The sequence below is a fragment of the Candidatus Planktophila sp. genome (assembly GCF_044232745.1).
GTDB lineage: Bacteria > Actinomycetota > Actinomycetes > Nanopelagicales > Nanopelagicaceae > Planktophila.
In genome coordinates, this window is the sequence record NZ_JBIILI010000002.1 from 42820 (window position 1) to 65943 (window position 23124).

General features: G+C 45.7%; 28 protein-coding genes and 1 tRNA gene. 16 read left to right on the top strand and 13 right to left on the bottom strand.

Features of this window, described 5'->3' with window-relative positions:
* Position 1: 1 nt before the first annotated feature.
* Positions 2-904, bottom strand: a complete 903-nt coding sequence (locus AC9UGD_RS01850) for a BadF/BadG/BcrA/BcrD ATPase family protein (RefSeq protein ID WP_509568720.1) — start codon at positions 902-904, stop codon at positions 2-4.
* A gap of 40 nt (positions 905-944) precedes the next feature.
* Between AC9UGD_RS01850 and AC9UGD_RS01855 the strand changes: the two genes are divergently transcribed.
* A complete protein-coding gene (locus tag AC9UGD_RS01855) occupies positions 945-1979 on the top strand; it encodes an SIS domain-containing protein (RefSeq protein WP_509568723.1) in 1035 nt (344 codons plus the stop codon).
* Here the strand turns inward: AC9UGD_RS01855 and AC9UGD_RS01860 are convergent.
* Positions 1969-3066 carry an N-acetylglucosamine-6-phosphate deacetylase gene (locus AC9UGD_RS01860; RefSeq protein ID WP_509568726.1) on the bottom strand — a complete coding sequence of 366 codons (1098 nt, stop codon included), beginning with the start codon at positions 3064-3066 and terminating at the stop codon, positions 1969-1971. The genes AC9UGD_RS01855 and AC9UGD_RS01860 overlap by 11 nt on opposite strands.
* 61 nt (positions 3067-3127) lie before the next feature.
* On the opposite strand from AC9UGD_RS01860, the gene AC9UGD_RS01865 reads away from it, so the two are divergent.
* Complete coding sequence (locus AC9UGD_RS01865; protein ID WP_509568729.1) at positions 3128-3520, top strand: hypothetical protein; 393 nt, start codon at positions 3128-3130, stop codon at positions 3518-3520.
* Here AC9UGD_RS01865 and trhO read toward each other — a convergent pair.
* Entirely contained in the window at positions 3517-4425 is a 909-nt protein-coding gene (gene trhO, locus AC9UGD_RS01870) for an oxygen-dependent tRNA uridine(34) hydroxylase TrhO (RefSeq protein ID WP_509568732.1), read from the bottom strand. The two genes, AC9UGD_RS01865 and trhO, sit on opposite strands and share 4 nt — an antisense overlap.
* Before the next feature lie 38 nt (positions 4426-4463).
* On the opposite strand from trhO, the gene AC9UGD_RS01875 reads away from it, so the two are divergent.
* From AC9UGD_RS01875 to AC9UGD_RS01885, 3 genes are all read left to right on the top strand, one after another.
* The gene (locus tag AC9UGD_RS01875) at positions 4464-5108 is read left to right on the top strand and encodes a UbiA family prenyltransferase (protein WP_509568735.1); all 645 of its coding nucleotides are present in this window, start codon (positions 4464-4466) and stop codon (positions 5106-5108) included.
* A gap of 73 nt (positions 5109-5181) precedes the next feature.
* Positions 5182-5613 (top strand): CBS domain-containing protein, encoded by a 432-nt coding sequence (locus AC9UGD_RS01880; RefSeq protein WP_509568738.1) that lies wholly within the window; start codon positions 5182-5184, stop codon positions 5611-5613.
* A gap of 25 nt (positions 5614-5638) precedes the next feature.
* The gene (locus tag AC9UGD_RS01885) at positions 5639-6364 is read left to right on the top strand and encodes a Type 1 glutamine amidotransferase-like domain-containing protein (protein ID WP_509568741.1); all 726 of its coding nucleotides are present in this window, start codon (positions 5639-5641) and stop codon (positions 6362-6364) included.
* Positions 6365-6403: 39 nt separating this feature from the next.
* Here AC9UGD_RS01885 and AC9UGD_RS01890 read toward each other — a convergent pair whose 3' ends face one another.
* Together AC9UGD_RS01890 and AC9UGD_RS01895 are read right to left on the bottom strand one after the other, a co-directional pair.
* Positions 6404-7270, bottom strand: coding sequence for an SPFH domain-containing protein (locus AC9UGD_RS01890; RefSeq protein WP_509568744.1), 867 nt, complete (start codon positions 7268-7270; stop codon positions 6404-6406).
* A gap of 6 nt (positions 7271-7276) precedes the next feature.
* Positions 7277-7702 (bottom strand): NfeD family protein, encoded by a 426-nt coding sequence (locus AC9UGD_RS01895; RefSeq protein WP_509568747.1) that lies wholly within the window; start codon positions 7700-7702, stop codon positions 7277-7279.
* Positions 7703-7853: 151 nt separating this feature from the next.
* Here AC9UGD_RS01895 and heR point away from each other — a divergent pair, with 151 nt between their 5' ends.
* On the top strand, positions 7854-8615 hold the full coding sequence (heR, locus tag AC9UGD_RS01900; protein ID WP_509568749.1) for a heliorhodopsin HeR: 762 nt from the start codon (positions 7854-7856) through the stop codon (positions 8613-8615).
* Positions 8616-9087: 472 nt separating this feature from the next.
* On the top strand, positions 9088-9333 hold the full coding sequence (locus AC9UGD_RS01905; RefSeq protein ID WP_509568752.1) for a mycoredoxin: 246 nt from the start codon (positions 9088-9090) through the stop codon (positions 9331-9333).
* On the opposite strand, the gene AC9UGD_RS01910 is transcribed toward AC9UGD_RS01905, so the two are convergent.
* Genes AC9UGD_RS01910 through AC9UGD_RS01920 form a run of 3 tightly spaced genes read right to left on the bottom strand, consistent with a single transcriptional unit; the run spans position 9322 to position 12544 of the window.
* On the bottom strand, positions 9322-10305 hold the full coding sequence (locus AC9UGD_RS01910) for a zinc-binding dehydrogenase (RefSeq protein WP_509568755.1): 984 nt from the start codon (positions 10303-10305) through the stop codon (positions 9322-9324). The genes AC9UGD_RS01905 and AC9UGD_RS01910 overlap by 12 nt on opposite strands.
* A complete protein-coding gene (locus AC9UGD_RS01915; RefSeq protein WP_509568758.1) occupies positions 10302-11327 on the bottom strand; it encodes a phosphotransferase family protein in 1026 nt (341 codons plus the stop codon). Before AC9UGD_RS01915 ends, AC9UGD_RS01910 begins: the two co-directional genes overlap by 4 nt.
* Positions 11324-12544, bottom strand: coding sequence for an acyl-CoA dehydrogenase family protein (locus AC9UGD_RS01920; protein ID WP_509568761.1), 1221 nt, complete (start codon positions 12542-12544; stop codon positions 11324-11326). Before AC9UGD_RS01920 ends, AC9UGD_RS01915 begins: the two co-directional genes overlap by 4 nt.
* 43 nt (positions 12545-12587) lie before the next feature.
* Between AC9UGD_RS01920 and AC9UGD_RS01925 the strand changes: the two genes are divergently transcribed.
* Positions 12588-13349 (top strand): SDR family NAD(P)-dependent oxidoreductase, encoded by a 762-nt coding sequence (locus tag AC9UGD_RS01925; RefSeq protein WP_509568764.1) that lies wholly within the window; start codon positions 12588-12590, stop codon positions 13347-13349.
* On the opposite strand, the gene AC9UGD_RS01930 is transcribed toward AC9UGD_RS01925, so the two are convergent.
* Positions 13346-13561: a hypothetical protein gene (locus AC9UGD_RS01930; RefSeq protein ID WP_509568767.1), complete on the bottom strand. Its 216-nt coding sequence runs from the start codon at positions 13559-13561 to the stop codon at positions 13346-13348. The genes AC9UGD_RS01925 and AC9UGD_RS01930 overlap by 4 nt on opposite strands.
* A 126-nt stretch (positions 13562-13687) precedes the next feature.
* On the opposite strand from AC9UGD_RS01930, the gene AC9UGD_RS01935 reads away from it, so the two are divergent.
* Positions 13688-14041: a hypothetical protein gene (locus AC9UGD_RS01935; protein ID WP_509568770.1), complete on the top strand. Its 354-nt coding sequence runs from the start codon at positions 13688-13690 to the stop codon at positions 14039-14041.
* Positions 14042-14060: 19 nt separating this feature from the next.
* Here AC9UGD_RS01935 and AC9UGD_RS01940 read toward each other — a convergent pair whose 3' ends face one another.
* Positions 14061-14735, bottom strand: a complete 675-nt coding sequence (locus tag AC9UGD_RS01940; RefSeq protein ID WP_509568772.1) for a hypothetical protein — start codon at positions 14733-14735, stop codon at positions 14061-14063.
* 274 nt (positions 14736-15009) lie between these two features.
* Here AC9UGD_RS01940 and AC9UGD_RS01945 point away from each other — a divergent pair.
* Both AC9UGD_RS01945 and AC9UGD_RS01950 read left to right on the top strand, forming a co-directional pair.
* A tRNA-Val gene (locus AC9UGD_RS01945) sits at positions 15010-15082 on the top strand.
* 94 nt (positions 15083-15176) lie between these two features.
* Entirely contained in the window at positions 15177-16382 is a 1206-nt protein-coding gene (locus AC9UGD_RS01950; protein ID WP_509568775.1) for a hypothetical protein, read from the top strand.
* A gap of 209 nt (positions 16383-16591) precedes the next feature.
* Here AC9UGD_RS01950 and AC9UGD_RS01955 read toward each other — a convergent pair whose 3' ends face one another.
* The 3 genes from AC9UGD_RS01955 to AC9UGD_RS01965 are packed head-to-tail and all read right to left on the bottom strand — an operon-like array spanning position 16592 to position 18962.
* Complete coding sequence (locus AC9UGD_RS01955; protein ID WP_509568778.1) at positions 16592-17875, bottom strand: hypothetical protein; 1284 nt, start codon at positions 17873-17875, stop codon at positions 16592-16594.
* Positions 17876-17934: 59 nt separating this feature from the next.
* On the bottom strand, positions 17935-18192 hold the full coding sequence (locus AC9UGD_RS01960) for a DUF2087 domain-containing protein (RefSeq protein ID WP_509568781.1): 258 nt from the start codon (positions 18190-18192) through the stop codon (positions 17935-17937).
* Positions 18193-18194: 2 nt separating this feature from the next.
* A complete protein-coding gene (locus AC9UGD_RS01965) occupies positions 18195-18962 on the bottom strand; it encodes a GNAT family N-acetyltransferase (RefSeq protein WP_509568784.1) in 768 nt (255 codons plus the stop codon).
* Between the two features lie 202 nt (positions 18963-19164).
* Here AC9UGD_RS01965 and AC9UGD_RS01970 point away from each other — a divergent pair, with 202 nt between their 5' ends.
* The 5 genes from AC9UGD_RS01970 (at position 19165) to AC9UGD_RS01990 (ending at position 23017) form a co-directional block, all read left to right on the top strand.
* The gene (locus AC9UGD_RS01970; RefSeq protein WP_509568787.1) at positions 19165-19488 is read left to right on the top strand and encodes a hypothetical protein; all 324 of its coding nucleotides are present in this window, start codon (positions 19165-19167) and stop codon (positions 19486-19488) included.
* A gap of 113 nt (positions 19489-19601) precedes the next feature.
* The gene (locus AC9UGD_RS01975) at positions 19602-19751 is read left to right on the top strand and encodes a hypothetical protein (RefSeq protein WP_509568789.1); all 150 of its coding nucleotides are present in this window, start codon (positions 19602-19604) and stop codon (positions 19749-19751) included.
* A 126-nt stretch (positions 19752-19877) separates the two neighbouring features.
* Positions 19878-21098: an ABC transporter substrate-binding protein gene (locus AC9UGD_RS01980; protein ID WP_509568792.1), complete on the top strand. Its 1221-nt coding sequence runs from the start codon at positions 19878-19880 to the stop codon at positions 21096-21098.
* Between the two features lie 156 nt (positions 21099-21254).
* Positions 21255-22187 (top strand): carbohydrate ABC transporter permease, encoded by a 933-nt coding sequence (locus AC9UGD_RS01985; RefSeq protein WP_509568795.1) that lies wholly within the window; start codon positions 21255-21257, stop codon positions 22185-22187.
* On the top strand, positions 22187-23017 hold the full coding sequence (locus tag AC9UGD_RS01990; protein WP_509568798.1) for a carbohydrate ABC transporter permease: 831 nt from the start codon (positions 22187-22189) through the stop codon (positions 23015-23017). Before AC9UGD_RS01985 ends, AC9UGD_RS01990 begins: the two co-directional genes overlap by 1 nt.
* Positions 23018-23124 lie beyond the last annotated feature (107 nt).

Here is a 23124-nt window from a genome sequence, read left to right on the forward strand (position 1 = left end):
GTTAATTATTCGCCCACAGCATTAATGGTGGAGCATCCTCATGCATATTGTTGGCTATCCAAGTAGCTCCATCTAAATTGTCGCCAGCTGATTCAACAACTACAGCATTTGGTAACTTGGCATTGATTTCTAAAGCAATCTTTGTTGCGTACGTCGCGTTGCGTGCAGGCCCACCTTGTATAACTATCTCTGGAGAATCAGCTTTGGTACCACCGCATCCGTACCAGGTGGCCACAACTGTTTGTGCAAGTAAAAATGCTCCTTCATCAACAATTGCTGTAGCTGTCGAAACTCCTGCATCTGCTGCATCCAGAACTTTCTGAGCAGTTTTGATCGCAAATGTTGCAGCATCAGTTCCATTCTTAACTGACAATCCATCATAAAATTCACACTCGGGGGCAAAGTATTCAAGCATTTCGGGATCATCACCACGTCCTTGACGCAGACCTAAGGCTTTTGTAATTGCTAATTTTCCAAGCCAGAAACCGCCACCTTCATCACCAAAGGTGCTACCTAATCCATCGCGGTGTGCGTAGTGTCCTTCGCGCCCACCAACAGATACGACTCCGCCACCAATTGATAAAACAACGCCATCTCGACCATTTAGTGCTCCAACAAACCCTGCTAAGCCATCGTCAATTACAGCAACTTTTTGTGCACCAAAGAATTCGGCACATAACGCCGCATACTTTTCTGGTTCCACGACAATTCCGTTGAAGCCAGTACATGACAAGGAAACAACATCAGCGGACAAATTCTGCACAGATTCAAATACTGCGCGAAGTGCAGGAACCGGCATTTCGCCGGCTAATTTGCCGCGGTCGGTAGAGATTTCAAAATCACCCTGTCTGATACGGCATCCAGACTGGCCTAGATCGACAGCTAGCACTTTATTGTTGGCCATAACGTGAAGGATACTTGAAGGAGTGTGGAAAGATAGTCACATGAGCAATTTGGGCGCGATTATGGCATCTGAGATTGCGGAAACCCCAAAGGTTTTCACTGCAATTCTGGATAACACACAAGCTTTTGATTCTGTAAAGAATGTTTTAAAAGAAGAAGAGATTCAATCTGTATTGATCTTGGCCCGCGGCACATCTGATAACGCCGCCCATTATTTAAAGTACTTAATCGAAACTCAGATTGGCTTACCTGTTGGACTGACTTCACCTTCATCTGTGACTGTCTACGACGCAAAACTCAAGTACTCAAAAACTCTGGTTGTTGCAATTAGCCAAAGTGGACAGTCTCCGGACTTAGTAAAGTTTGCAACTGCTGCGCGCCAAGCCGGTGCCTATCTCATTTCTATGACCAACGATGATGCATCACCATTGGCACAAGTTGCTCACAATCATTTTCCACTTCTTGCTGGTCCTGAATTAGCAGTTGCTGCAACCAAGTCTTATAACGCGCAGTTGTTGATTTCATACTTATTAGTTGCGAGTTGGACTGGTAAAAGGGTCAATGGCGCACAAATAATCAGCGAAGCTAACCGAATTTCAGCCACACAAGATTTAGTATCAATAGCGGTCTCCGAAGTATCTCGTGACAGAGAAGTAGTAATTCTTGGGCGTGGCTTTGCATACCCCAACGCACGTGAAGCAGCTTTAAAGGTTCAGGAAACATGCAAGATATCTGTACAAGGGTTATCAACTGCAGATTATCTACACGGACCTATCTCTGCCTTAACGCCAGATACCCAAGTATTCATAGTGGCTCCTGCCCATATGCCTGCAACGTCAATAACTGAGGCAACAACTAAAATTCGAAAGACAAGCAGCCGAATTTTTTGGATAGGCAATGGTGGTACACCTGAAGGCAATGACATCGTTCTTGCTGGATCTAACTGTGATGATGAGATTGCTTCGACCTTGGTTGATGCGATGGTTTTGCAACGCTTTGCTTTGGAATTCGCAGTTGCTTCGGGCTATGACCCAGATGCACCCGTTGGATTATCTAAGGTAACTCTTACGAATTAATCAGAGTTATTGATCTACTGTCTAAGTTGTAACTCAGCAAATCAGCCCGCTTGCCAACAGCAATTTCTCCGCGATCAGTTAAACCCATTCGCTGTGCAGCTCGAGTTGATGTTGCAGCTACCGCTTCTGGTATTGAAAGCCCTAATTCTTGGATTGAGTTTTGGAAAATCACTTCCATCGTCAACGTACTGCCGGCCAATGAGCCATTTGATTCCAGTCGTGCAATTCTGTCTTTAACGATCACCGGCAGCTTGCCGATTGTGTAATTACCATCTGTTGCACCGGCAGCAGCCATTGCATCAGTTACAAAGATTGTTCTGTTGCCTACCGCAGCATATATTTCTTTCGCAGTTTTAAATGGCACATGGTGGCCATCTAGAATTAATTCAACTGTTAAGCGTTCATCGGCAATTACAAAGGAAGCAAAGGATCGCTCATTTAATCCTTTATCCATGGCATTCATGAAGTGTGTAATAACGGTGGCCCCAGCATTTGTTCCTGCTGCGGCATTTCCAAAATCTCCATCGGTATGTCCTAGGGCTACAGTGACACCTGCCGCGGTTAAGTGCTTAATCGCATCGATAGCCCCAGGTAGTTCAGGGGCAATGGTGATCATCGAGATCGCACCATCTGCCACCTGTAGCAACTCTTTGATTTCAGCAAGATCTGGATTTACCAACAGCAGTGGATCATGAGCCCCGCACTTGGCATGAGACAAGTACGGTCCTTCTAGATGAACCCCTGCAATCTGGCCAGATTCTACAAAAGGCTTTAAGCGTTGTATTTGAGCTGTGAGAGTTTCAATTGGTTCACTCACTAAGGATGCAAATAATGTGGTTGTGCCATGTCCGCGATGAGTTTCAATAACAGAATGAATTTCTCCGGGTGTTAGTGCCGAAAAGTACTTACCGCCACCACCGTGGCAATGAATATCAACAAATCCAGGTATCAAAACACCATCGATCAGTTGATCTGGCTGGGGATGAACACCGGTATTTACCGAGCGAATCAGATTCTCAGATACTTCAATCCATGTGTGCCCAACTAGTTGAGCAGCTACAACCGCAGAGGTGGATTGAATGATCACATCCCCAGTCTACTTCAATGGTTGTGGGAAGATAAGGACATAACAAACTAGGGAGAAAACAATGGCTACAGCGAAGAAAGCGGTTGCAAAGAAGCCAGTCGCAAAGAAGTCAGTCGCAAAGCGTGCGGCGGCACCCGTTACTGAAGTTCGCAACGATCGCGTGGATTGGCGTTCGCTGTATTTGTACGCAGTGTGTTTGATTACTTTGCTAGTTGTTTTGTTCTCTACAGTTGCACTAATCAACTCGATCATGAATGCAGTGTTCCCAGATCCTGCATATATTGATGTTTATACAAAGCCAGAAAATGCACCATCTGCAGAATTATTAGCTCAGCAAGAAGATGCTAATCAGATTCGGGCCATAAAGAGCATCTTCACTTCATTTTCAACGGTCGCGATAGCGTTACCGTTGTATTTGTATCACTGGCGCTGGGTACGAAGGACTAACGGCTAACCAATTAGTTCGCGGTTGCGCTTTACTTCACGTTCGTGATTACAAGGGCGCTCTGTATGAGTGTCATAACAAGGATCACACAACAGAACTAACTGATGGCATTCAGCCTTCTGGCAATTTCTAAACTGCTTTGTCTTGTTGCTGCATTCAGCGCATTCGCCAATTAGCTTGGTGTGATCACTAAAATCAATAGTTAGGCGATCATCAAAGGTATACAAAGAGCCTTCCCACAAACCATCATCGCCAAATTTGTTGCCGTATCGCACGATGCCACCCTTGATTTGATACACCTCTTTGAAACCACGGTTTTTCATAACAACAGACAAGATTTCACAGCGAATTCCACCGGTGCAGTATGTAACAATCGGCTTATCTTTCATGTGGTCGTACTTGCCACTTTCAATCTCTGCTACAAAATCATGTGATGTTTCAACATCTGGCACAACAGCATCTTTGAATTTGCCAACTTTGGCTTCAAATGCATTTCGGCCATCAAAGAAAAAGACCTCATCACCGCGTTCTTCAACCAACTTGTTGACCTCTTCTGGACGCAAATGAACTCCGCCGCCAACAACACCGTTCTCATCAACTGTGATTTCGCCGGGATTGCCAAAAGCCACAAGCTCTGGACGAATCTTGATCTTTAACTTAGGAAAATCTTGTCCTGTGCCATCAGACCATTTGAAATCAATCTTTTTAAACCCTGGGTATGCCTTTGTTGCCTTTACATACTTCTTAAGATCTTCCATCTTTCCACCCAAAGTCCCGTTAATACCGTGGGGCGAAACAATGATGCGACCTTTGATACCAAGGGATTCACACAAAGTCTTTTGCCACAGCTTTACGGCAGCAGTATCTGTAATCGGCGCGAAGCCGTAATACAGAATTACCTTGTCGAGATCCATAGCCTCATTCTAACGCTTCGATTAGTTAGACTAGAGCCATGAATAGGCTGCGCGGGTTAAAACAGGCGTGCCACTTTGGACCAACCCTGATCGTTACTGCGATTGCCTTTGGCTTTGGCACGTATTACTGGTGGGAAGGCCCGGCCTATGTAATTGCATTTACAGTTGCAACCGGCCAGTTAGTTGTTGGCTGGAGCAATGATCTGTATGACTATAAAGATGACCTTGCCCATAGCCGCATCAAGAAACCACTTGTATCAGGTTTAATCACGCCACAATACCTAATGAAGTGGTTGCGCTTTATGGTTCCATTTTCATTTGTTGCAAACCTTTTAGGACCACTTGGAATCAAAGGTGGCCTTGTCTACATGTTGGGCATCGCATGCGGTGTTGCCTATAACTTCTACTTCAAGTTCTCAGTTCTTTCACCTTTGCCGTATGCCATTGCCTTTGCAGCACTTCCATCATCAATTGCGATTTCAAAAGACATAAACCCACCTGTATGGATGTGGTTAGGTGGTGCATTATTTGGAATGGCAGCACATTTTATAAATGTCATTAAGGATATGAAGCAGGATCAAGTAAGTGGCATTGAAGGTTTGCCTCAACGCTTGGGTACCAAGAAATCAATTATCACCGCGGTAGCGCTCATTGGCGCTGGCATCTGGGTTCTACTTCACTAATTCACTTCGCACCTATTGATTTCCACCTGTCAGAAGCGCACTATTGCTTCACCTACTAGGGCAGGGGGAGTCCATGAAGATCAGCAGCATCATTGCAGGTAAGAAAGTTGAAACTATTTCGGCAAGTGCAAGCGTCCATGATTTGGTCAATGCACTCAACACTCACCACGTCGGAGCGTTAGTTGTTTCTGCAGACGGTAAGAAAATTGATGGGATTGTTTCAGAGCGAGATGTAGTGCGCGCTATGCCTGGCAAATTAGATCAACTAGTAGGAATGCATGTCCGAGACATCATGACTGTAGATGTTCACAGCTGCACAGCAGATTCAACCATTGCAGAGCTAATGTCGATGATGACCCAACTTCGAATCCGCCACGTGCCAGTTGTCGATGCCGCGGGCAACCTGATCTCAATTGTTTCTATTGGCGATGTGGTCAAAAACTACGTCAGCGAAATTGATTCTGAGCGCCAGGCGCTTAAAGATTATGTGAGCACCGCCGGCTAAGCCTTTAACACCTAGACTTCCCCACATGAATGGATCGCTCGCCCTCATTGGCTCTGGCGAGTATTTGCCCGCGATGGCACAGTTCGAAAAGTCTTTAATGGATGATGGAATCAAAAACGGTAAGCGACCCATCTATATTCAAATCCCAACCGCTGCCGGTAAAGAAAGTGCTGATCGACTTGAGTACTGGAAACAATTAGGAAAAACCCAAGCAGATCGTTTAGGTGTTGACTCAATATTTTTGCCGATCTTTACCCGCGAAGATGCCAACAACCCTGAATACGCAACGCTGATTCATAATTCAGCGTTGATCTATATGTCTGGGGGAGACCCGCACTATTTGGCAGAAACCCTGATGGGCACACCACTGTGGAGCGCAATTGAACAGAACTGGCGTACCGGAACATCCCTTGCTGGCTGCAGTGCAGGCGCAATGGTTTTAAGCGCCCATATTCCTAACTTTCGAATGCTGAAAAAATCACCAACAGCAGGCCTAAATCTGCTGCCAGAGATTCGCGTGATCCCGCATTTCAACAAATTTTTTAAATGGATCCCCGAAAGTGCGGCCAAGGTTTTGCTGCATGTTCCTGATGATTCGATACTTATTGGCGTTGATGAAATGACCGCCATTGTTAAGCGCAGTGGAGATGAGCACTGGGTAGTAGTGGGGGATGCAAAAGTGCACGTATTAAAGGGCATGCCTGATCAACAATTAGTAGATGGCGACGAAATAAAATTAACCCTTACCTAAGTCACATGGACTTACATAAGGGTTAATTTCAAAAACGGGCTACTTAGGTTTAAAAGCCTTCATAATCTGTTCAATTCCACCGCTTAGTTCGGCAGGAATTACCCAAATCTTGCTGGCATTTCCATTTGCAATCGCAGGAAGCTGTTGCAAGTACTGATATGCCAATACCTTTTCATCAGGATTTGCTGCATGCACTGCATCAAAAACTAACTTGATCGCAGCAGCTTCACCATCGGCACGCAAGACAGCAGCTTGCGCATCACCTTCTGCACGCAAGATTTCTGCTTGACGCGCACCTTCGGCGGTAAGAATCTGACTTTGCTTTTCACCTTCAGCGGTCAAGATCGCAGCACGCTTATCGCGCTCTGCACGCATCTGCTTTTCCATTGACTCCTGAACACTTGGAGGTGGATCAATTGCCTTGATTTCTACACGATTAACGCGCACGCCCCACTTGCCGGTTGCATCATCTAGAACACCGCGAAGTGCAGCATTGATTGAATCACGTGATGTCAGAGCAGCTTCTAAATCCAGACCACCAACAACATTTCGAAGTGTTGTAACAGTTAACTGTTCAATACCCTGAATAAAGTTTTCAATTTCATAGATTGCTGATTTTGGGTTTGTTACTTGAAAGTAAATAACAGTATCGATTGATACAACTAAGTTATCTTCAGTAATGACTGGCTGTGGCGGGAAGGATACAACTCTTTCGCGCATATCCAGCAATGGTCGCAATCGATCAATAAATGGAATGACGATGACTAGACCTGCGCCTAAAGTGCGGTGATATCGGCCAAGACGCTCGACAATTCCAGCACTAGCTTGCGGAATAATTCGTATCGCCCTGGATAAGACCGCTCCAAATATGACTATGAGTAAAACTAGAATTCCATAGTTGACCATCTTCACCTACCCCTTTCGCTTAACAACTGCTGTTGCGCCTTCGATGGCTACAACTTCGACCTGCGAACCAACTTCTATAACGCCCCTAGTGCTATGAGCGCTCCATGTTTCTCCGCTGAGCTTTACTAAACCACTATTTTCATCAACCACAGAAAGAGTAATGGCGGGTGCTCCAATCAACGCTTCAACGTTTGTCGCTTGATCGGAAGATTTCTTTTTCAAATGTCGCAATGCAATTGGCCTCAAGAACAGCAATGAACCAGCTGCTCCGACACCAAAGACAACACCTTGGACTACAACTCCATATCCAAGAGCATTGGCACCAGCGGCAAGCAACGCGGAAAATGATAGAGATGCAAACAATAAATCAACGGTCATTATCTCGATCACCAATAATGCACCTGAAGCAGCGAGCCACATCCAAATCGGCATTGTGTAGGCCTCCAAATCAAAGCAGCAGGAAAGTTCTTTAAATAAAGCCTACCCGTACCAATGTGTTTAGCGATATGAAATTTTTGGTGATTTCTCCGTGGCTGTCGCCTTAAAGAACTCTTAAAACCATGCCTGCGGATATCCTTTAGGCATGAGCAAACCAATCAACACATCCACAATCCGCCGCTATAACTTAGTCACTGGTTTTTTCCACTTAGCCCAAATGGCTGCGGTGCTGGCACTTGCCAATGATTTCACCCTGCCGATCGTGGCCCGCTATATGTCAGGCCCACCCGGAACAACATTTGCCGAACCAATTACCTTGCTAGATGCCCCAGTAGGTCTAACCGTTGCTCTCTTCCTTGGTTTGTCTGCCTTCTTCCATTTCTTGGTCGCATCACCACAATTTTTTGATCGTTACAGCACCGGATTAACTCACAACAGAAACTATTTCCGTTGGGTCGAATACTCCATCAGCTCTTCAGTGATGATCGTCCTGATTTCGCTGATCGTTGGAGTCACAGATGTCACGGCAATAATTGCGATCTTTGGTGTTAACGCATCCATGATTTTGTTCGGTTGGCTGCAAGAAAAATATGAAACCCCTGGAAACGGTGGCTGGCTTCCATTTATCTTTGGTTGTATCGCCGGCATGGTGCCGTGGATTGGGCTTGTGTTTTATGTTCTTTCAATAGGTGGCATCGCTGATACCACTGCGCCAGCATTTGTGCTTGGTATCGTCATCTCACTCTTTGTTTTGTTCAATGTCTTTGCAATCGTTCAGTATCTGCAATACAAAAAGGTTGGCAAATGGTCTGATTACCTTCGTGGTGAGAAGACTTACATAACCCTGTCTCTAGTCGCTAAATCAGCGCTAGCTTGGCAGATATTTGCATCAACCCTGATTTCCTAAAGATTTAAAGGCAAAGCCCCACAGAGATAATTCTGCGGGGCTTTTCCTTTTGGTTAAAGTGACTGTGCGTGACACACAAGTATGCTTTAATTAATGAAGTTGAGCCGGGGTGCCAATCCCGACCCAACTGCCTTATACGAACTCAGTCGTCCAACTGATCGGTTTCGTCGGATTCATCCCGACGTTTCCTTCGCATCTCCCATACACGCAGTATGAGATTGGCTATTGCAACGCAAAGCGTCGCAACATCATTTAGATTCATTCATTTGCACTCCTTTTCTCTATTCCAAACGGGAGTCTGGAAATCAATAAGAACCGCTGGCGGCGTGCTTAATGATGTGAGATAAAGATTCAGGCGAGTGCAAAGTAAGGCGTAGAGGTGACGAGAATTGATGTCGCTGATAAAACTGTGGATAGCAGGAATTGTCTTTAGCAACTAAACTTTCCGAACGTGCAATAGAAAGTGAAGCCAATGTCATTTGTTATGTACTCAACAACCTGGTGCGGTTACTGCAGGCGCCTTAAATCTCAATTGGCAGATCTTGGCGTCACCTTTGAAGAGATCAATATTGAAGAAGTCCCTGGAACAGCAGAGATTGTTGAAAAGGTAAATGGTGGCAATCGCACCGTACCCACGCTGGTCTTTAGTGATGGCGCGGCAATGACTAACCCATCTGCCAAGCAAGTCACAGAAAAGTTGGCTGAGCTAGGGCTTTAGAACAATACGAATCGGGTTGCCAACTTTGTTGGCCAACCTATCTAACGCCTCTGCAGCTTTTTCTAAGGGCATTACCTCAGTAACTGATTGAGACAAATCTAATTTCCCTTGGCGCGCAAACTCAATTAATTCGCGCACATGATGATCCTCAGATCCGTAATGTCCCATGATTTGTGTGCGCATGTAGGTAAAGGCCATGTCATTAGGAATCACAATTGGCTCGTTAGCAATACCAATAATCACTAGCCGACCTTGTTCGCCCAGTAATGACAACGCCTGCTTGCGAACAGGTGTCACACCAGCAAAATCAAAGGCGGCATTTAACCCACGGTGCTTTTTGATTTCAGGATCATCTGGTGCGAAAGCAAAGTCCGCCCCCCGAGCCAAAGCGTTAGCCCGTGCATCTTCGCGAGGATCAATAGCAATGACCTTGCTGCAGCCAACAATCTTTAACAATTGAACCGCGTGGATTCCTAATCCGCCCACACCAAATACCACCGCAGTTTCACCTGCCTGCATCTTGGCAGTAGATGAAATTGCAGCCCACGGCGTTGACACCGCATCAGGAATAATTGCTGCTTGTTCAAAAGGCAACGAGTCGGGGATAGGTGCAACTAGTTGGGCGTTTGTTACAACGTATTCAGCCCAACCACCGTTGTAATCAAAACCCATGGTGGTTATCTGTTGGGACGCATTGCGCTGGCCAGCAATCACAACAACGCGATCTCCAACAGCACTTGTTGTCACACCTGCGCCCACTTGATCAATAACACCTGCGACTTCATGTCCTAATGTCACCTGATCACCATCAAGATAGCCGGGGGACAAGATGCCTTCGAGCAAATGCACATCCGATAAACACACACCCGCAGCTGCAACTTTGATGCGCACCTGTCCCGCACCAGCATCAGGTGTTGGCACATCAACAACTGCAAAGGCGCGCGTTGACACGGTTATCTGTCCAGCTCTCATGCGATCTTTCCTTCTGCTCGGTTGACCAAAGTATTAACCGCGTCGCCAAAGCCAGCAAATGCTGGATTAGTTGTTTGCCCCGCACGATAGCGTGCCCAGATCTGCTGAATAATTACCGCTAATCTAAAAAGTCCAAAGACTTCATAAAATGTAAAGTCATCGCACTTGCGTCCACTTAACTGCAGATATCTAGCGACAAATTGTTCACGGGTAGGCATCCCAGGTAAATGACTTGGTTGTCTGCGCAGTGATGCAAATGCTGGTTCGTCATCTCGGTCAACCCAATAGGCAAGGGCTGATCCCAAATCCATGAGCGGATCACCAACAGTTGCGAGCTCCCAATCTAAAACACCGGCAATGCGGCCGTGTTCCAAATCAAAAACAACGTTATCGATGCGCCAATCACCATGAATAATGCAGGAATCAACATCTTCTGGTTTATTAGCATCTAACCAGGCCATAACCTTTTCACCATTTGGCACATCATCAGTTAATGCGTTGCGATATCGCTTTGACCAGCCTTCGACCTGGCGCGCTGCATAACCTTTGCCTTTGTTTAACTCGGCCAAAATTGTCGAATCAACGGCATGTAATTGCACCAAGCCATTGATCAATGAATCAGCCATAACCTCGATATCTTGCGCGGTGATTTCTTGGGCGATATCTCGGCGGAAAATCTGTCCAACAACTCGTTCCATCACATAAAAATCAGAGCCCATCACAGAATGATCTTCACATAATGCAATCATTGCGGGCACTAAGGAATACACGGATTGCAATCTGGATTGAATCAAATACTCACGCTTCATGTCATGAGCAGAGACAGCCTTGGTACCAACTGGCGGCCTGCGTAACACTAATTCGCGCCCAGGATATTTCAACAAATATGTCAGATTAGATGCACCGCTACGAAACTGCATGACTTCTGGCACATCAGTTTCCGGAACGAAAGCACTAAGCCATTTATGCATGGCTGCAACATCAAAACGATCCTCTTCGCGGACCGCGGTTACATCATTCATGACAAATAAGGTTTGATTTCTAAACGTGCAATGTCGCGAATGTGAACCTCATCTGGTCCATCGACAATGCGCAATGTGCGAATGCCCGCATACATTGATGCCAGCGGAGTATCTTGGCAAACACCAGCGCCACCATGAGCTTGTATTGCATTATCAATAACGCGTTGTGCCATTTGTGGCACCGCAACCTTTATCGCAGCAATTTCTTTGCGAGCACCCTTTGCGCCCACGGTGTCGATCATCCACGCAGCCTTTAACACCAGCAGACGTGCTTGCTCGATATCAATACGAGCTTGTGCGATCCAATCCTGAACAACGCCTTGTTGTACTAACTGTTTTCCAAATGTTTCGCGCACAATTGATCGCTTGATCATTAATGACAACGCACGCTCTGCCATTCCGATTGCGCGCATGCAGTGATGAATACGTCCTGGCCCCAGTCTGGCTTGTGCCAAGGCAAAGCCGTCACCTTCGGGCCCCAAAAGATTTGCCACAGGGACGCGAACATTTGTAAAGGAAACTTCGGCATGACCATGTTGATCTTCATAGCCTAAGACCAACAAGTTGCGCTCGACTTTCACCCCAGGTGTATTCATTGGCACAAGCACCATTGATTGTTGATGATAAGCATCTGCATCGGGATTTGTCTTTCCCATAACAATCAAAATTTCACAGCGTTCATCCATCGCACCTGTTGTCCACCACTTTGTGCCATTGATGACATAGTCGCCGCCATCTTTAACAATCGAAGTTTGGATATTTCGCGCATCGCTAGATGCCACATCAGGCTCGGTCATTGCAAAAGCAGATCGAATCCGACCATCTAGCAACGGTTCCAACCACATTTTCTTTTGTTCATCTGTTGCAAACATGTCTAGTAATTCCATATTGCCGGTATCAGGTGCTGCGCAATTGATTGCCTCGGGTGCCAGTTCGGGGGACCAGCCAGTGATTTCGGCCAACGTCGCATATTCAGTAACTGATAATCCATGATGCGGATCATGACTGTGTGGCAAAAACAGATTCCATAAACCTTGCGCACGCGCCTTTACCTTTAGCTCTTCGACAACAGCCGGCAATCCGTGTGGCTTTCCCGCCGCTTTCAACTGTGCGCGCTGATGTTCGTAGACAGCCTCTGCCGGAAACACTTCGGTATCCATAAAGGCTTGCAGTTTGGCGGCGTATTCGCTTGTCTTAGCGCTCAAGGTGAAGTCCATGCCATAACCTTACGCACAGTTGCCCAATTTGAGGAGAGAAAAAATGAGTGTTCTTGACCGCTTTCGTTTAGATGGAAAGGTCGCAGTGGTCACTGGGGCATCTTCAGGTCTCGGGGTTGCATTCGCTAAAGCCTTGGCCGAAGCAGGGGCAGATGTTGTCTTAGGAGCACGCCGCGTCGAACGCCTTGCAGACACCGGCGCATTAGTAACAGCAGCTGGACGAAAGTTCGCATCCTTACAAACTGATGTAACACAACCAGAACAATGCGATGCGCTAATTGCACATGCCATCAAAGAGTTTGGTCGCGTAGACATTCTTGTTAATAACGCAGGAGTCGGAACCGCAGTGCCTGCAACACATGAAACACCAGAACAATTTAGATCAGTCCTTGATGTAAATCTGTTTGGCGCATATTGGATGTCCCAAGCATTTGCTAAAGCAAACAAAAATGGCGGAGCAATTGTTAACATTTCCAGCATCCTTGGAATCAAACCTCAGGGATTGCCACAAGCCGCGTACGCTTCAAGTAAAGCTGGATTAATCGGTTTAACAAGAGATCTTGCTGCACAGTGGACAGGACGTAAAAACATTCGTGTTAACGCATTAGCACCAGGATTTTTCCCATCTGAAATGAGCGATGAATTGCCTGCCGACATGGTCAACATGATCAAGATGTTTGCACCAGCTGGTCGCCTGGGAGATCCTGAAGAATTAGCAGCAACGCTTATTTGGTTAGTCAGTGATGCATCTAGTTATGTAACAGGAATTACTGTGCCAGTTGATGGTGGATTGGTAATGCCTTAATTTTTAAAACGTCTAACCACCATAACAATTACCCCAACCAGTATTAGCAGTAGCCCTATAGGCAAAGAGGCCATCAAGAACCACAGATAAGTCCCACCACCAGAGCCCTCATCAAACATAGAGCCACCATTGATAAGTGAGTACAAGAAAGCAGCAATGATGGGCGAAACTGCAACTAACAGCCCTATGCGCACAAAAGGAATCTTCTTCACACAAAAGATTATAAGCAGGTATAGAAACAGTGCCTAGCGCCTAGGGCGTGTTGCCAAAGCATCTCAAAGTCCCTAGAGGAACATTGTTCTTACAGATCTTAACTACTTCAATGGAGAGGCAGAAAAATGGATCAACATCTAAACGCACAAAGAGTTCACAATACTGAACTTGGCTTTAACACAACTCGCATGACTTTTATTTTTGGAAACTTAGGCACACTAGCAATCCACGCCTTTGCTGACCTAGATAGCGCATCAAAAATGGCTCTTTCAGCATTTGTAATCATCATTAACATTGCCAGCGTTCTCTCATTCGACACTGAACTCAAGCAGTTCGAAGCAGTTGGCAAAGATACACAAGATGAGAATTCAAACTATTCCAGCGCAGGTTCTAAGAACCCATGGAGTGCCTTTAGAGTCTTTTGCGTATTGATCTGTGTAGTTGCAGCTGTTACGCAGTGGATGGCTATTAACGCCTAACTTAGTTTTTATGGTGAATCTAAGGAGCCGGTAGAGCTAAGACCGGCTTCTTGGGTTCATCCTCAGCCAAATCTTTCAGCACGCCATCTAGTGATTTAAAGACAGCTTCAATTCCTTCTTCTTCGCAGTTAAGCGCTTGTGCCAAGAAGCGATTAAACAACCGTCCATCTTCGCGCGAAAATAAAATCCCAGAAGTCTTTTGTCTATTGCTGACATGAAATATGTAGTCAGTTTCATCCTCAGATGCGGCGGCGCCATTCCACTTAGTAAAGGCCCATTCCTTGGTATTCATCATGCCGTTAAACAAGACTCGATCCGTTGTCAGCACCACATCACCGACCTCTTTGTAAACCTGAATCGGATCACCCGACACAAATGTTCCGCGCTGTGCTCCAACGCGATATCGAATCCCTGCAAACAAAGGAATAGATAATCCTTGCGAGCCTCCAACATATTGCCCAGCTGTGCGACCAGCCTCGTGCAGTTGCCCTTGCCCCCGCCACAAAACAATCTCATCTTTCTTTTGCACAGTTAAGTTTGAGACCGCATCCTCGCCTTTTGCTGCTAACTCAAAAGCATCACGGATCGCGTTAAAGATTTCAATATCCCTGACCCAATCGGCATGATCGATTTCAAACTGTCGCTGCGCACTCTTATGTGCGCGCTTTGCCTTGAAGTTAGCCCAAAATCCCATGGCTAAGTCTCTCTAACCAGCAGGGGATTGTCTGCAGTTAAAGGGATTAATTCGGGTGAACTTCTCATACCGATGAACCTAAACCCCACTACCGACAAATCTATGGACATAGCAAAAGCCCCGCAGAAATTAATCCACGGGGCTGTTGTCTTTAAACGGGAGAGATTTTCACTCTTTTGACTAAGGTAAAAAAAGTTTATCACCTTTCTTTTGTCCACAGATTATCCAGTGATCGACTTGCTTGCGATGTTATGCCCTTACCTTCCGTTTGCGTACTGCTGTAGCTCAACGGATAGAGCACTCTTTTGACTAAGGAGCGGTTGCGGGTTCGAATCCCGCCAGTAGTACGCACATCAGGTGGCCCCGCAGTTCGTCGCGCGGGGCTACTTTTTTGACCACTGGGTAATGGTTATTTCCTCCAAGCCCCACCATAATTTGCATATGCGCAAGAGACTGCTGGTGTTACTGACTGTAACTCTTGCCATGGTTTCTCTTGAACCAATCGCAACAGCTGCAGTAAAGCCCGGCACAACCTGTAAGAAAGCCGGTCAAATAAGCACTTCAGCGGGAATCAAATACACCTGCATTAAATCTGGCAAGAAATTAATCTGGAACAAAGGCGTCGCGGTCAAGAAGCCTGCACCAGCACCAACTCCAACGCCCACTCCAACCACGCCAACAGCAATAGGCGATCCAATTGGTGCGATTGGCGGCACCCCAACACCCACAGCGACGCCAACACCCAAAAATCTCACTCCACTCGAAAAAATGAACTCCGATATTTATGCGCGCTACTTGGCTGCCGATAAGAAAATCAGTCCAAGCTTTAACTTTGTGCGCTGCCCTAACGTGGATAAATCCATGGCTGACATCACCGAAACTGCATATATTGATGCTTATTCTTTTTGGGCAACCGTATACAAGGCAACAGCAAAAATTAATTGGCTCTTAATGAGCGAGAAGGACTGGGACTGTTGGTATGAAACAACAGCTAAATTTGAAGGCCCTAGTCCGGTCAGTAGATCGTGGAACGTTTGGAACAAGGACACTGGAGTACTGGGGCATTGCTCTGTGAATTCCACAGCATTTTGTGGATACGGCACCGGAGTCCGCGAAGGTGGAATTTTTGCGCAATACAACCTCATCGGAAGTAACTACAAGATCGCGCCAACACCTGGAGTTGTCCATCACGAGACGGTTCATAACTATCAAGCGCAATTAATTGCCGACAATTTTGCAACTTCGAAAGTAGACACAGTCGCACCTTGGTTTATGGAAGGCCAAGCAAATCTTTTTGGTGCACCTATTTCAGCCAAGGGTGATCCAACCACCTACAGAAACTTTGAAATAGGCCGACTTCTCAAGGTCTATCCAAAAGGTGCTACGTACACAAAGGAGGAATGGGTCTTTGTCCTTAATACTTTAAAGAAAGACTCTGATTTCGTCTTTAAGAATGAATTGGGATACTCCCTTGGCTGGTTTGCCCTTGAGTGGACTTATATGAACTACACCATCGAAGAAATGCACACCTTCTTAGAGTTAATAGCAAAGGGCGCTACCTGGGAGCAAGCAATACAGGCCGTGATGAAGATGGATGAACAAGCGTACTTATCCAAGATTGCTCAATATTTTGCAGATGAGTTCTAGCCTAGATTCTTTTCAATAGATCTTTTGTCAGCGACAGTTCTAGTCTCAGGCTATGGCTGACTATCAGCCTTAATCGATTCCTTGACCGACTTTCATGCTCGAACCATATTTGTAGAGGGTGACAGTCCAGCGTAAGTAGGCCAATTAATAGGGCTATGAATATTTTCCAATTATAAGCAACTGGAGCATCTCCATTCTTCTCCAGTCAATTAGATATCCAACTTCTTGACCTTAGTTGGGAACATTTCTATAAATTCGGCATGCCTTTGGCGAAAGGAGTTGATTTCTTTTGCTGAAGATTCATAAGCAAGTTGAATTTCGAATAATTTTCTCTCGAAGGCGAATTTAACTGCGGTTGCGGCATCGCCGTATTCTGTTACCACCTTAGCATCAAGTCGCTTTTCATCCATCTCATGTGCGACTCCGATCAAAGTAGCGGCAACCCATAGTTCTTCAAGCAATTCGAACTGTGTGATCCAAACTTTAGACCCAGTGCGTGGCGCGATAAGTAGCTGGCGCCCATCGTATTGAAAATCGACTATTTTCTTGAAATCTGTCGTCTTGGTAAACATGCTGCCGGAGTATGAAACTTTTAGATTTGTAATAATGAATCGACCGCCATCATCAATCATGGTGAGTTCATCGGGGGCCGGGTAACTTATTGATGTCGAAGAACTCGATCCACTGCTACTGCCGCCACCGACACTTATCCGGCCTACACGAACACTTCCGCCGCCACTAGAGCCTGAATAAGACGATTCGCGATGGGTGACTCGTGCACCTTTTCGAACCTCGATAAGGCTACATCCAGAAGTTTCGAAAATGGTGCGTTCCGCAGTCGAACCCAGAGCATCCGGATTAATCGAAAGAATTAGATCCTTAAAGCGATCTCGCGTTTTAGCCAAGTTTTCTTGGTACATCAATTCTTTCTTTAAGGATCTGACCAGTTTCTTTACTTGTGGCGAAACTTTGCTCTTGTAATGTAACCATTGCCCGAAGGTCAATGTTGTAGATGGAAGCTTCTCCTGATTTTTCTTTTCCCTTGACTCAAATTTTTCATTTTTTTTCTCTTCTTTTTTCTTTTCCCTTGACTCAAATTTTTCGATTACCTTCGCTTCTATTTCTGTCGTCGCCTCTGCCTTCAGCTTCGCAAACGCTTCCGCCTTCTCCTTAGCTTCTACTTTTGCCTTCGCCTTAGTTTTTACCTTAGGTTGTTTAACCTTTTCCTCAATAGTTGACTTAAGGAAAATACTTAGCAGTAATGAAACTAGCCAAATGCCCAGAAGCGCATAAATATTTTCAAAAAGTCCAGAGACAATAAATCCTAAGAATGTAATTGTTGCTATCCATTTAGCGGCCTTTAGGCGTTTCTTGAACGCTAAAAATGACGGACCAAATAACCCAATGGAGGCTATGGCTAGTAGAAGCCAAAAGACATTTAGGGGTCTCTTAAACCAGGCTTGGCTAGCTAGGTCATTATTTTCCTCAGTCATGACAGAACTCTAGGGTCTCAGCTATTTTTTTCCCAGTAAGGACCAGTCGAGCCAAATGTTTAAGAGTTAACGCACATCCAATAAACACTCTCCCCATCCCTCTCCAATATTCCGTACTCGATCATGTGCCTGCGTAGTGCAGCTGTGTCTGCGTGGTACTTGGCAATTACTAGGTTCAGTTCCTTCTCCGGGTACTTGGTATCAGGGGAGAGTTCAGAGGCAATGTACTGAAGGACTGCGATCTTCTTGGCTGGTTTAACGGGAATGCTGATTAAGGTGCCATCAGGGCGGAAGAACTGGTCTATCTGTTCGGTCATTCTTACTTCTTGGTGACCTTTGATAGATACGGCAGGTAATCAAGGGTGATCCAGCCGCACTTGTCATACAAGAACTTGCCGGCGGTGGTTGCGTGCAGGAAGAAGTTCTTGGCACCCATGTCTTTGTGGGTTTTCATGACGTATTTAAGTAGTTGGGATCCGTATCCGTTTTTCTGATGGATAGTTGGCGTGCCCATGTTCCAAACGCCAATGGTGTCTTTATAGATAACTGCCGTTACTAGAGAAACCATTTCGCCATCTTTAAACAGGCCCCAGGTGTAATCCTGGTCAGTTGCAAATTGGAAGGGCTTGAAATCTGCAATCATTTCAGGAGTCATTGTGTAGACATCTGCGTAAATTGTGTTCATGACATCACTGTCGGTTGGGACAAGGCGTCTGACAGTTAGGCCATCGCGCAGTGTGAAGGTGTCCAGGGATGTATCTGCGCTCCAGAGCATAAATGGGCCGCCGCCATGGTTTGTGTATCCCAGTTCGGCTAAGGCGGTTGTGTGCACGATTGCTGGTCCTGCTAAACGAATTCCGGCAGGGGCCTGGTTAGCTTCAATGGTTGCGATTAACTCGGCAAGTGCTTCTTTGCGTGATGTGTAGAGCAATGCATTATTGAGCATTGAAAATTGTGAGTTGCTACTGCAGATTCTCCAGCCGTCGCCCTGTGCGATTTTTGAATGAGGGTGTTTTTCAGAGAAGAGTTCTAGGCCATCGCTAAATTGCTGCAGGAACTCGAGGCGTTGTTCGTAGCTAGTGTGCATTGGGAAAGTTTAAAGGCCTATACAAATCAGGCAATAGGCAAAACACGGCAAAAAACATGGACGGTGTGTACCGCGCAGTACGAGGAGGTTCAGCGTAAAGGCTTAGGCTGAGCCTTCAAGAAAGATTGCCTCAGGTATATACACCCTCTCTCAGCAGGTTTAGATTGAATTAACGAAAGCCCCACAATACTTAGGAGAGAACATGGCACGTACAGTTGAAGTTGCAATCGTCGAAGGCTTACCAGGCAAGACTCGAGCGCAGCAGATTGCTCGATTAAAAGAGTGGAAGAAGCACTGGCTAACTGAAGGTGCTGACAAGATCGTGGTTTCTGAAGTAGGTCCTGGCACTCTCAACCCTGGTTGGATCTTTGCTGTTCATCACAAATCAGGTGCTGCATATGGTGCAACACATGATGTCTACTTCAAGAACCCAAAAGCATATGACTCATTGATGGAAAAGTGGATTAAAGCGCCAGTCCTGAATGTGGTCAGTTTCGCTGTGACATTTGAGAATGATGAAATCTAAGCAATAAGCATTGATTTCAAAGGCTCCGTGCTGACGCGCGGGGCCTTTGGACTGCATAAAGGCGGTATGACCTATACGATTTCGCCAACCTTAATCAAGAAAAGAGATATGACATGGGCGCTTGTAGCTGCACATACACCAGAGATGAAGAGAAGAACTGCGACGGAACACATAAGGTCGTAAAGGCTGTTAAGGCAGAGTTAGCTGAGAAGCTAGAAGCAAATGGCTTTCCACATGCAGCTGAGTATGTGAGAAACAACTAGCTCCACCCTCCTGGGGCCTTTATCGTTATAAACACGTTATAAAAATCTGAGCCGAAGGCTATTGCCATGGAGTCTTTGCCACCCTAATATTTGAACGTTCAAATTATCAAGGAAATAGGGGGAAGTATGAAAAAGGCTCCAATCTGGGTGTCACTTCTGGCACTTGCTGTAACTGTTTCACTAGTGCCGCAGGCAAATGCTGCCGAGGCTGTCACCACGATTTCTGTTTCTACTTGGGGTTCTTCTCCATCAGAGACTTCAGCACTCAAGGATGCAATCGCAACTTTTGAGTCACGTAATCCAACCATCAAGGTGGATCTAATTGTCGATAACGACCACGGTGCTCAAATGGCTGCTCGTTTTGCCTCAAAGACACCTAATGATGTTTTCTATCTTGATGCAGGAATCGCACAAGATTGGGCTGCCCAGGGAGTTCTTCTTGATCTAACTCCATCAATCACTGCAGCTAAATTTAGTTTGACTCCTTTCAACGCTAGCTACCTGAAGCCATTCCAAAATGGCGGAAAGTTGTATGGCTTGCCTAAGGATGCAAATCCATTGGTTCTAGAGGGCAACAAGGCACTTATGGCAAAGGCTGGAATTAAAGCTTTGCCTAAGACAATTGCAGAGTTTGCAACTCACTCAAAGGCTCTATTGGCTAAGAAAATTACACCAATGTGTGTTGATGCTGACATCAACCGTCTTGGTGCATATTTTGTTGCCTTCGGTGGCGGTTTAGCTTCTAATGCAAACAAGTCACTTCTTTCATCAGCTGGTACCAAGGCTGGGCTCGAATGGGCAATGGGCAATTACAAGACCGGTGCTTTCAAGACTCCTGCACAGCTTTCAGCTGGATGGGCTGGAGAAGCGTTTGGTAAAGCAAAGTGTGCATACACAATGGAAGGCGCTTGGTTAGATCCATACCTTAAGGATTCATTCCCTGCTGTTTACAAGCAGTTAATTAAGGGACAACTTCCAACTGCGAAGCAAGCTGGATCTCTAGCGTTCACAGCTGCATATGCAATCGGTAAGGATTCACCAAATCCAAAGCAAGCTTGGACTTTCATTGAATACATGACAGGTGCTCGAGGCATGACTGTATGGACTTCATTTGGTGTTGCAATTCCTTCACGTTCAGATGTTGCAACTCCACTTGGCTACGAAGTCAATGGAGTAGCAGCGGGAATGAAGACAACAATTACAACTCCAGCATTTAAGGGCTGGGGCGATGTAGTTGGTGCATTCAACAACGAAGCAAAGAAGCAGATTCAAGATAAGAACTTCGATGTCAAGAAAGCGACAGCAGCTGTTATTGCCGCTGCAAATGCTGCCTGGCCACAGGGATAGGACACATAGAAAGCACCTTGATTTAGGCCCTAATAAGCCTAAATCAAGGTTCTTCTAGATAAGAGTAAGAGTTATCTCTGCATAAGGGGCGGATTTAACTCTTACTCTTAGTCATTCATGCACCATCATTGATTAACCACAAAAGAGGGGGAGGCTATGCAACTGACTAAACAGAAAAGCCTCCGACTAAGTCGTAAGCAGACAGAGTCTCTTGTTGCTTACGGTTTTCTCTCTATTCCTATGGCTCTTTTCTTGTTTTTAAGTGTAGGAATCTTTTTCTATGCAATTTATATTTCAATGTATGACTGGGGAATTATGGGCCCTACAGAATATGTCGGGTTAGATAATTATCGAAAAGCCTTTTCTGATCCAATATTCTTAAAGGCAATTAGAAATTCAGTTAAGTATGCAGCTCTCGTCGTTCCTATCCAAAGTGCCTTGGGTTTGTATCTTGCACTTTTGGTTAATTCCAAGATCAAGGGGAGTAAGTTCTTCCGATCTGCTTTCTACTTTCCATCAATCGCGAGCAGCGCGGCAATTACAACTCTTTTCATTTTTCTCATGGCACCAGATGGCGTCTTCAATGGGGTCTTACGTTTCTTTGGTGTAGATACCGCAAATCTTTTTAATCAAGGTGCTTGGCTGTCAGATTCTAGAACAGCGCTGTATTCGATCATTGGTTTAAATGCCTGGACGACAAGTGGCACCATGATGCTTTTCTATCTCGCGAATTTACAGACCGTTGACTCGCAGTATGCCGAGGCTGCCGTGATGGATGGGGCTAGCCGCAGACAAGTCTTTTGGTACATCACAATGCCGCTGTTAAAGCCGGCACATCTATTTGTCGTAGCAACCGGAATGATTGGTGCTCTGCAGCTGTATGACCAAGCCATTTTGGCTGGTGGGGCAGATGGAAGTCCAGATTATTCATTAATGACTGTTGTTCTCTACATTTACAACGCCTGCTTTAGAAAATTTGAGTTTGGATATGCAAGTTCTATTGGCGTAATTCTCTTTATCATCATTTTCTCCCTGACTCTTCTTCAGAAATCTCTTTTTGGCTCTGGGGCCTGGAAAGCAAATAACTGATGAGTAGAGTCCGCAAATTTAGCTTCTATGGGCTACTCATTTTCTACTCAGTCCTAACTATCGTTCCTTTTCTTTGGTCTCTCAGCACTTCATTCAAGCCATCAGAAGAGGTGTATCAAAGTAATCTGATTCCTGAAGCAGCGACCATGAAGGCTTACGCAACTGTCTTTGGAAAGATACAACCTAACTTTCAGACACTTTTTGCTAACTCACTCTTTATTGCTTGTGTTGTTGTTGTCTTGCACCTTATTTTTGCAGCGTTAGCCGGTTATGCCTTTGCTCGACTAAATTTCCCGGGCCGCGATGTTCTCTTCTTTGTTGTCCTTGGTTGCATGATGATTCCCGATCAACTGCGCCTTGTTCCTATGTATCAACTATTAGTGAATATGGGTCTCATAAACACCGGGCCAACCAACTACTTGGCAATTTTTCTAATCAAAGCTATTAGCGCTGCTGATGTGTTTTTAATGCGTCAGTACTTCCTAACCATGCCCAAGGAAATGGAAGATGCGGCAAAGATTGATGGAGCAGGGCCCTTCCAGCTCTTCTGGCGTGTGATGCTTCCTAATGCCGCGCCCGCGTTAGCAACAGTTGCAATATTAACTTTTCAGGGAACCTGGAATGACTTGTTCTGGCCCTCTATTGTTTTGCAAAGCCCATCACACTGGACGCTGCCTTTTGGAATCTTGCAATTTAAGGGCCAATTCTCAACAGATTGGCCGCCAATTATGGCCTTAGTAGTTCTTTCTACCGTCCCAATTCTGGCCCTTTATACCTTTGGGCAGAGGTACATCATTAACGTCCAACTCGCATCATCGGCGAAAGGATAGAAATGCAGATACGAAAAACTCACGGTAAATCGAGTGCGCTTCGCAGTGCTCTCTCTTTGACCTGGGATCTAAATCTTCGGGCAATTCCTTCTTCTATGGTGTGGGCT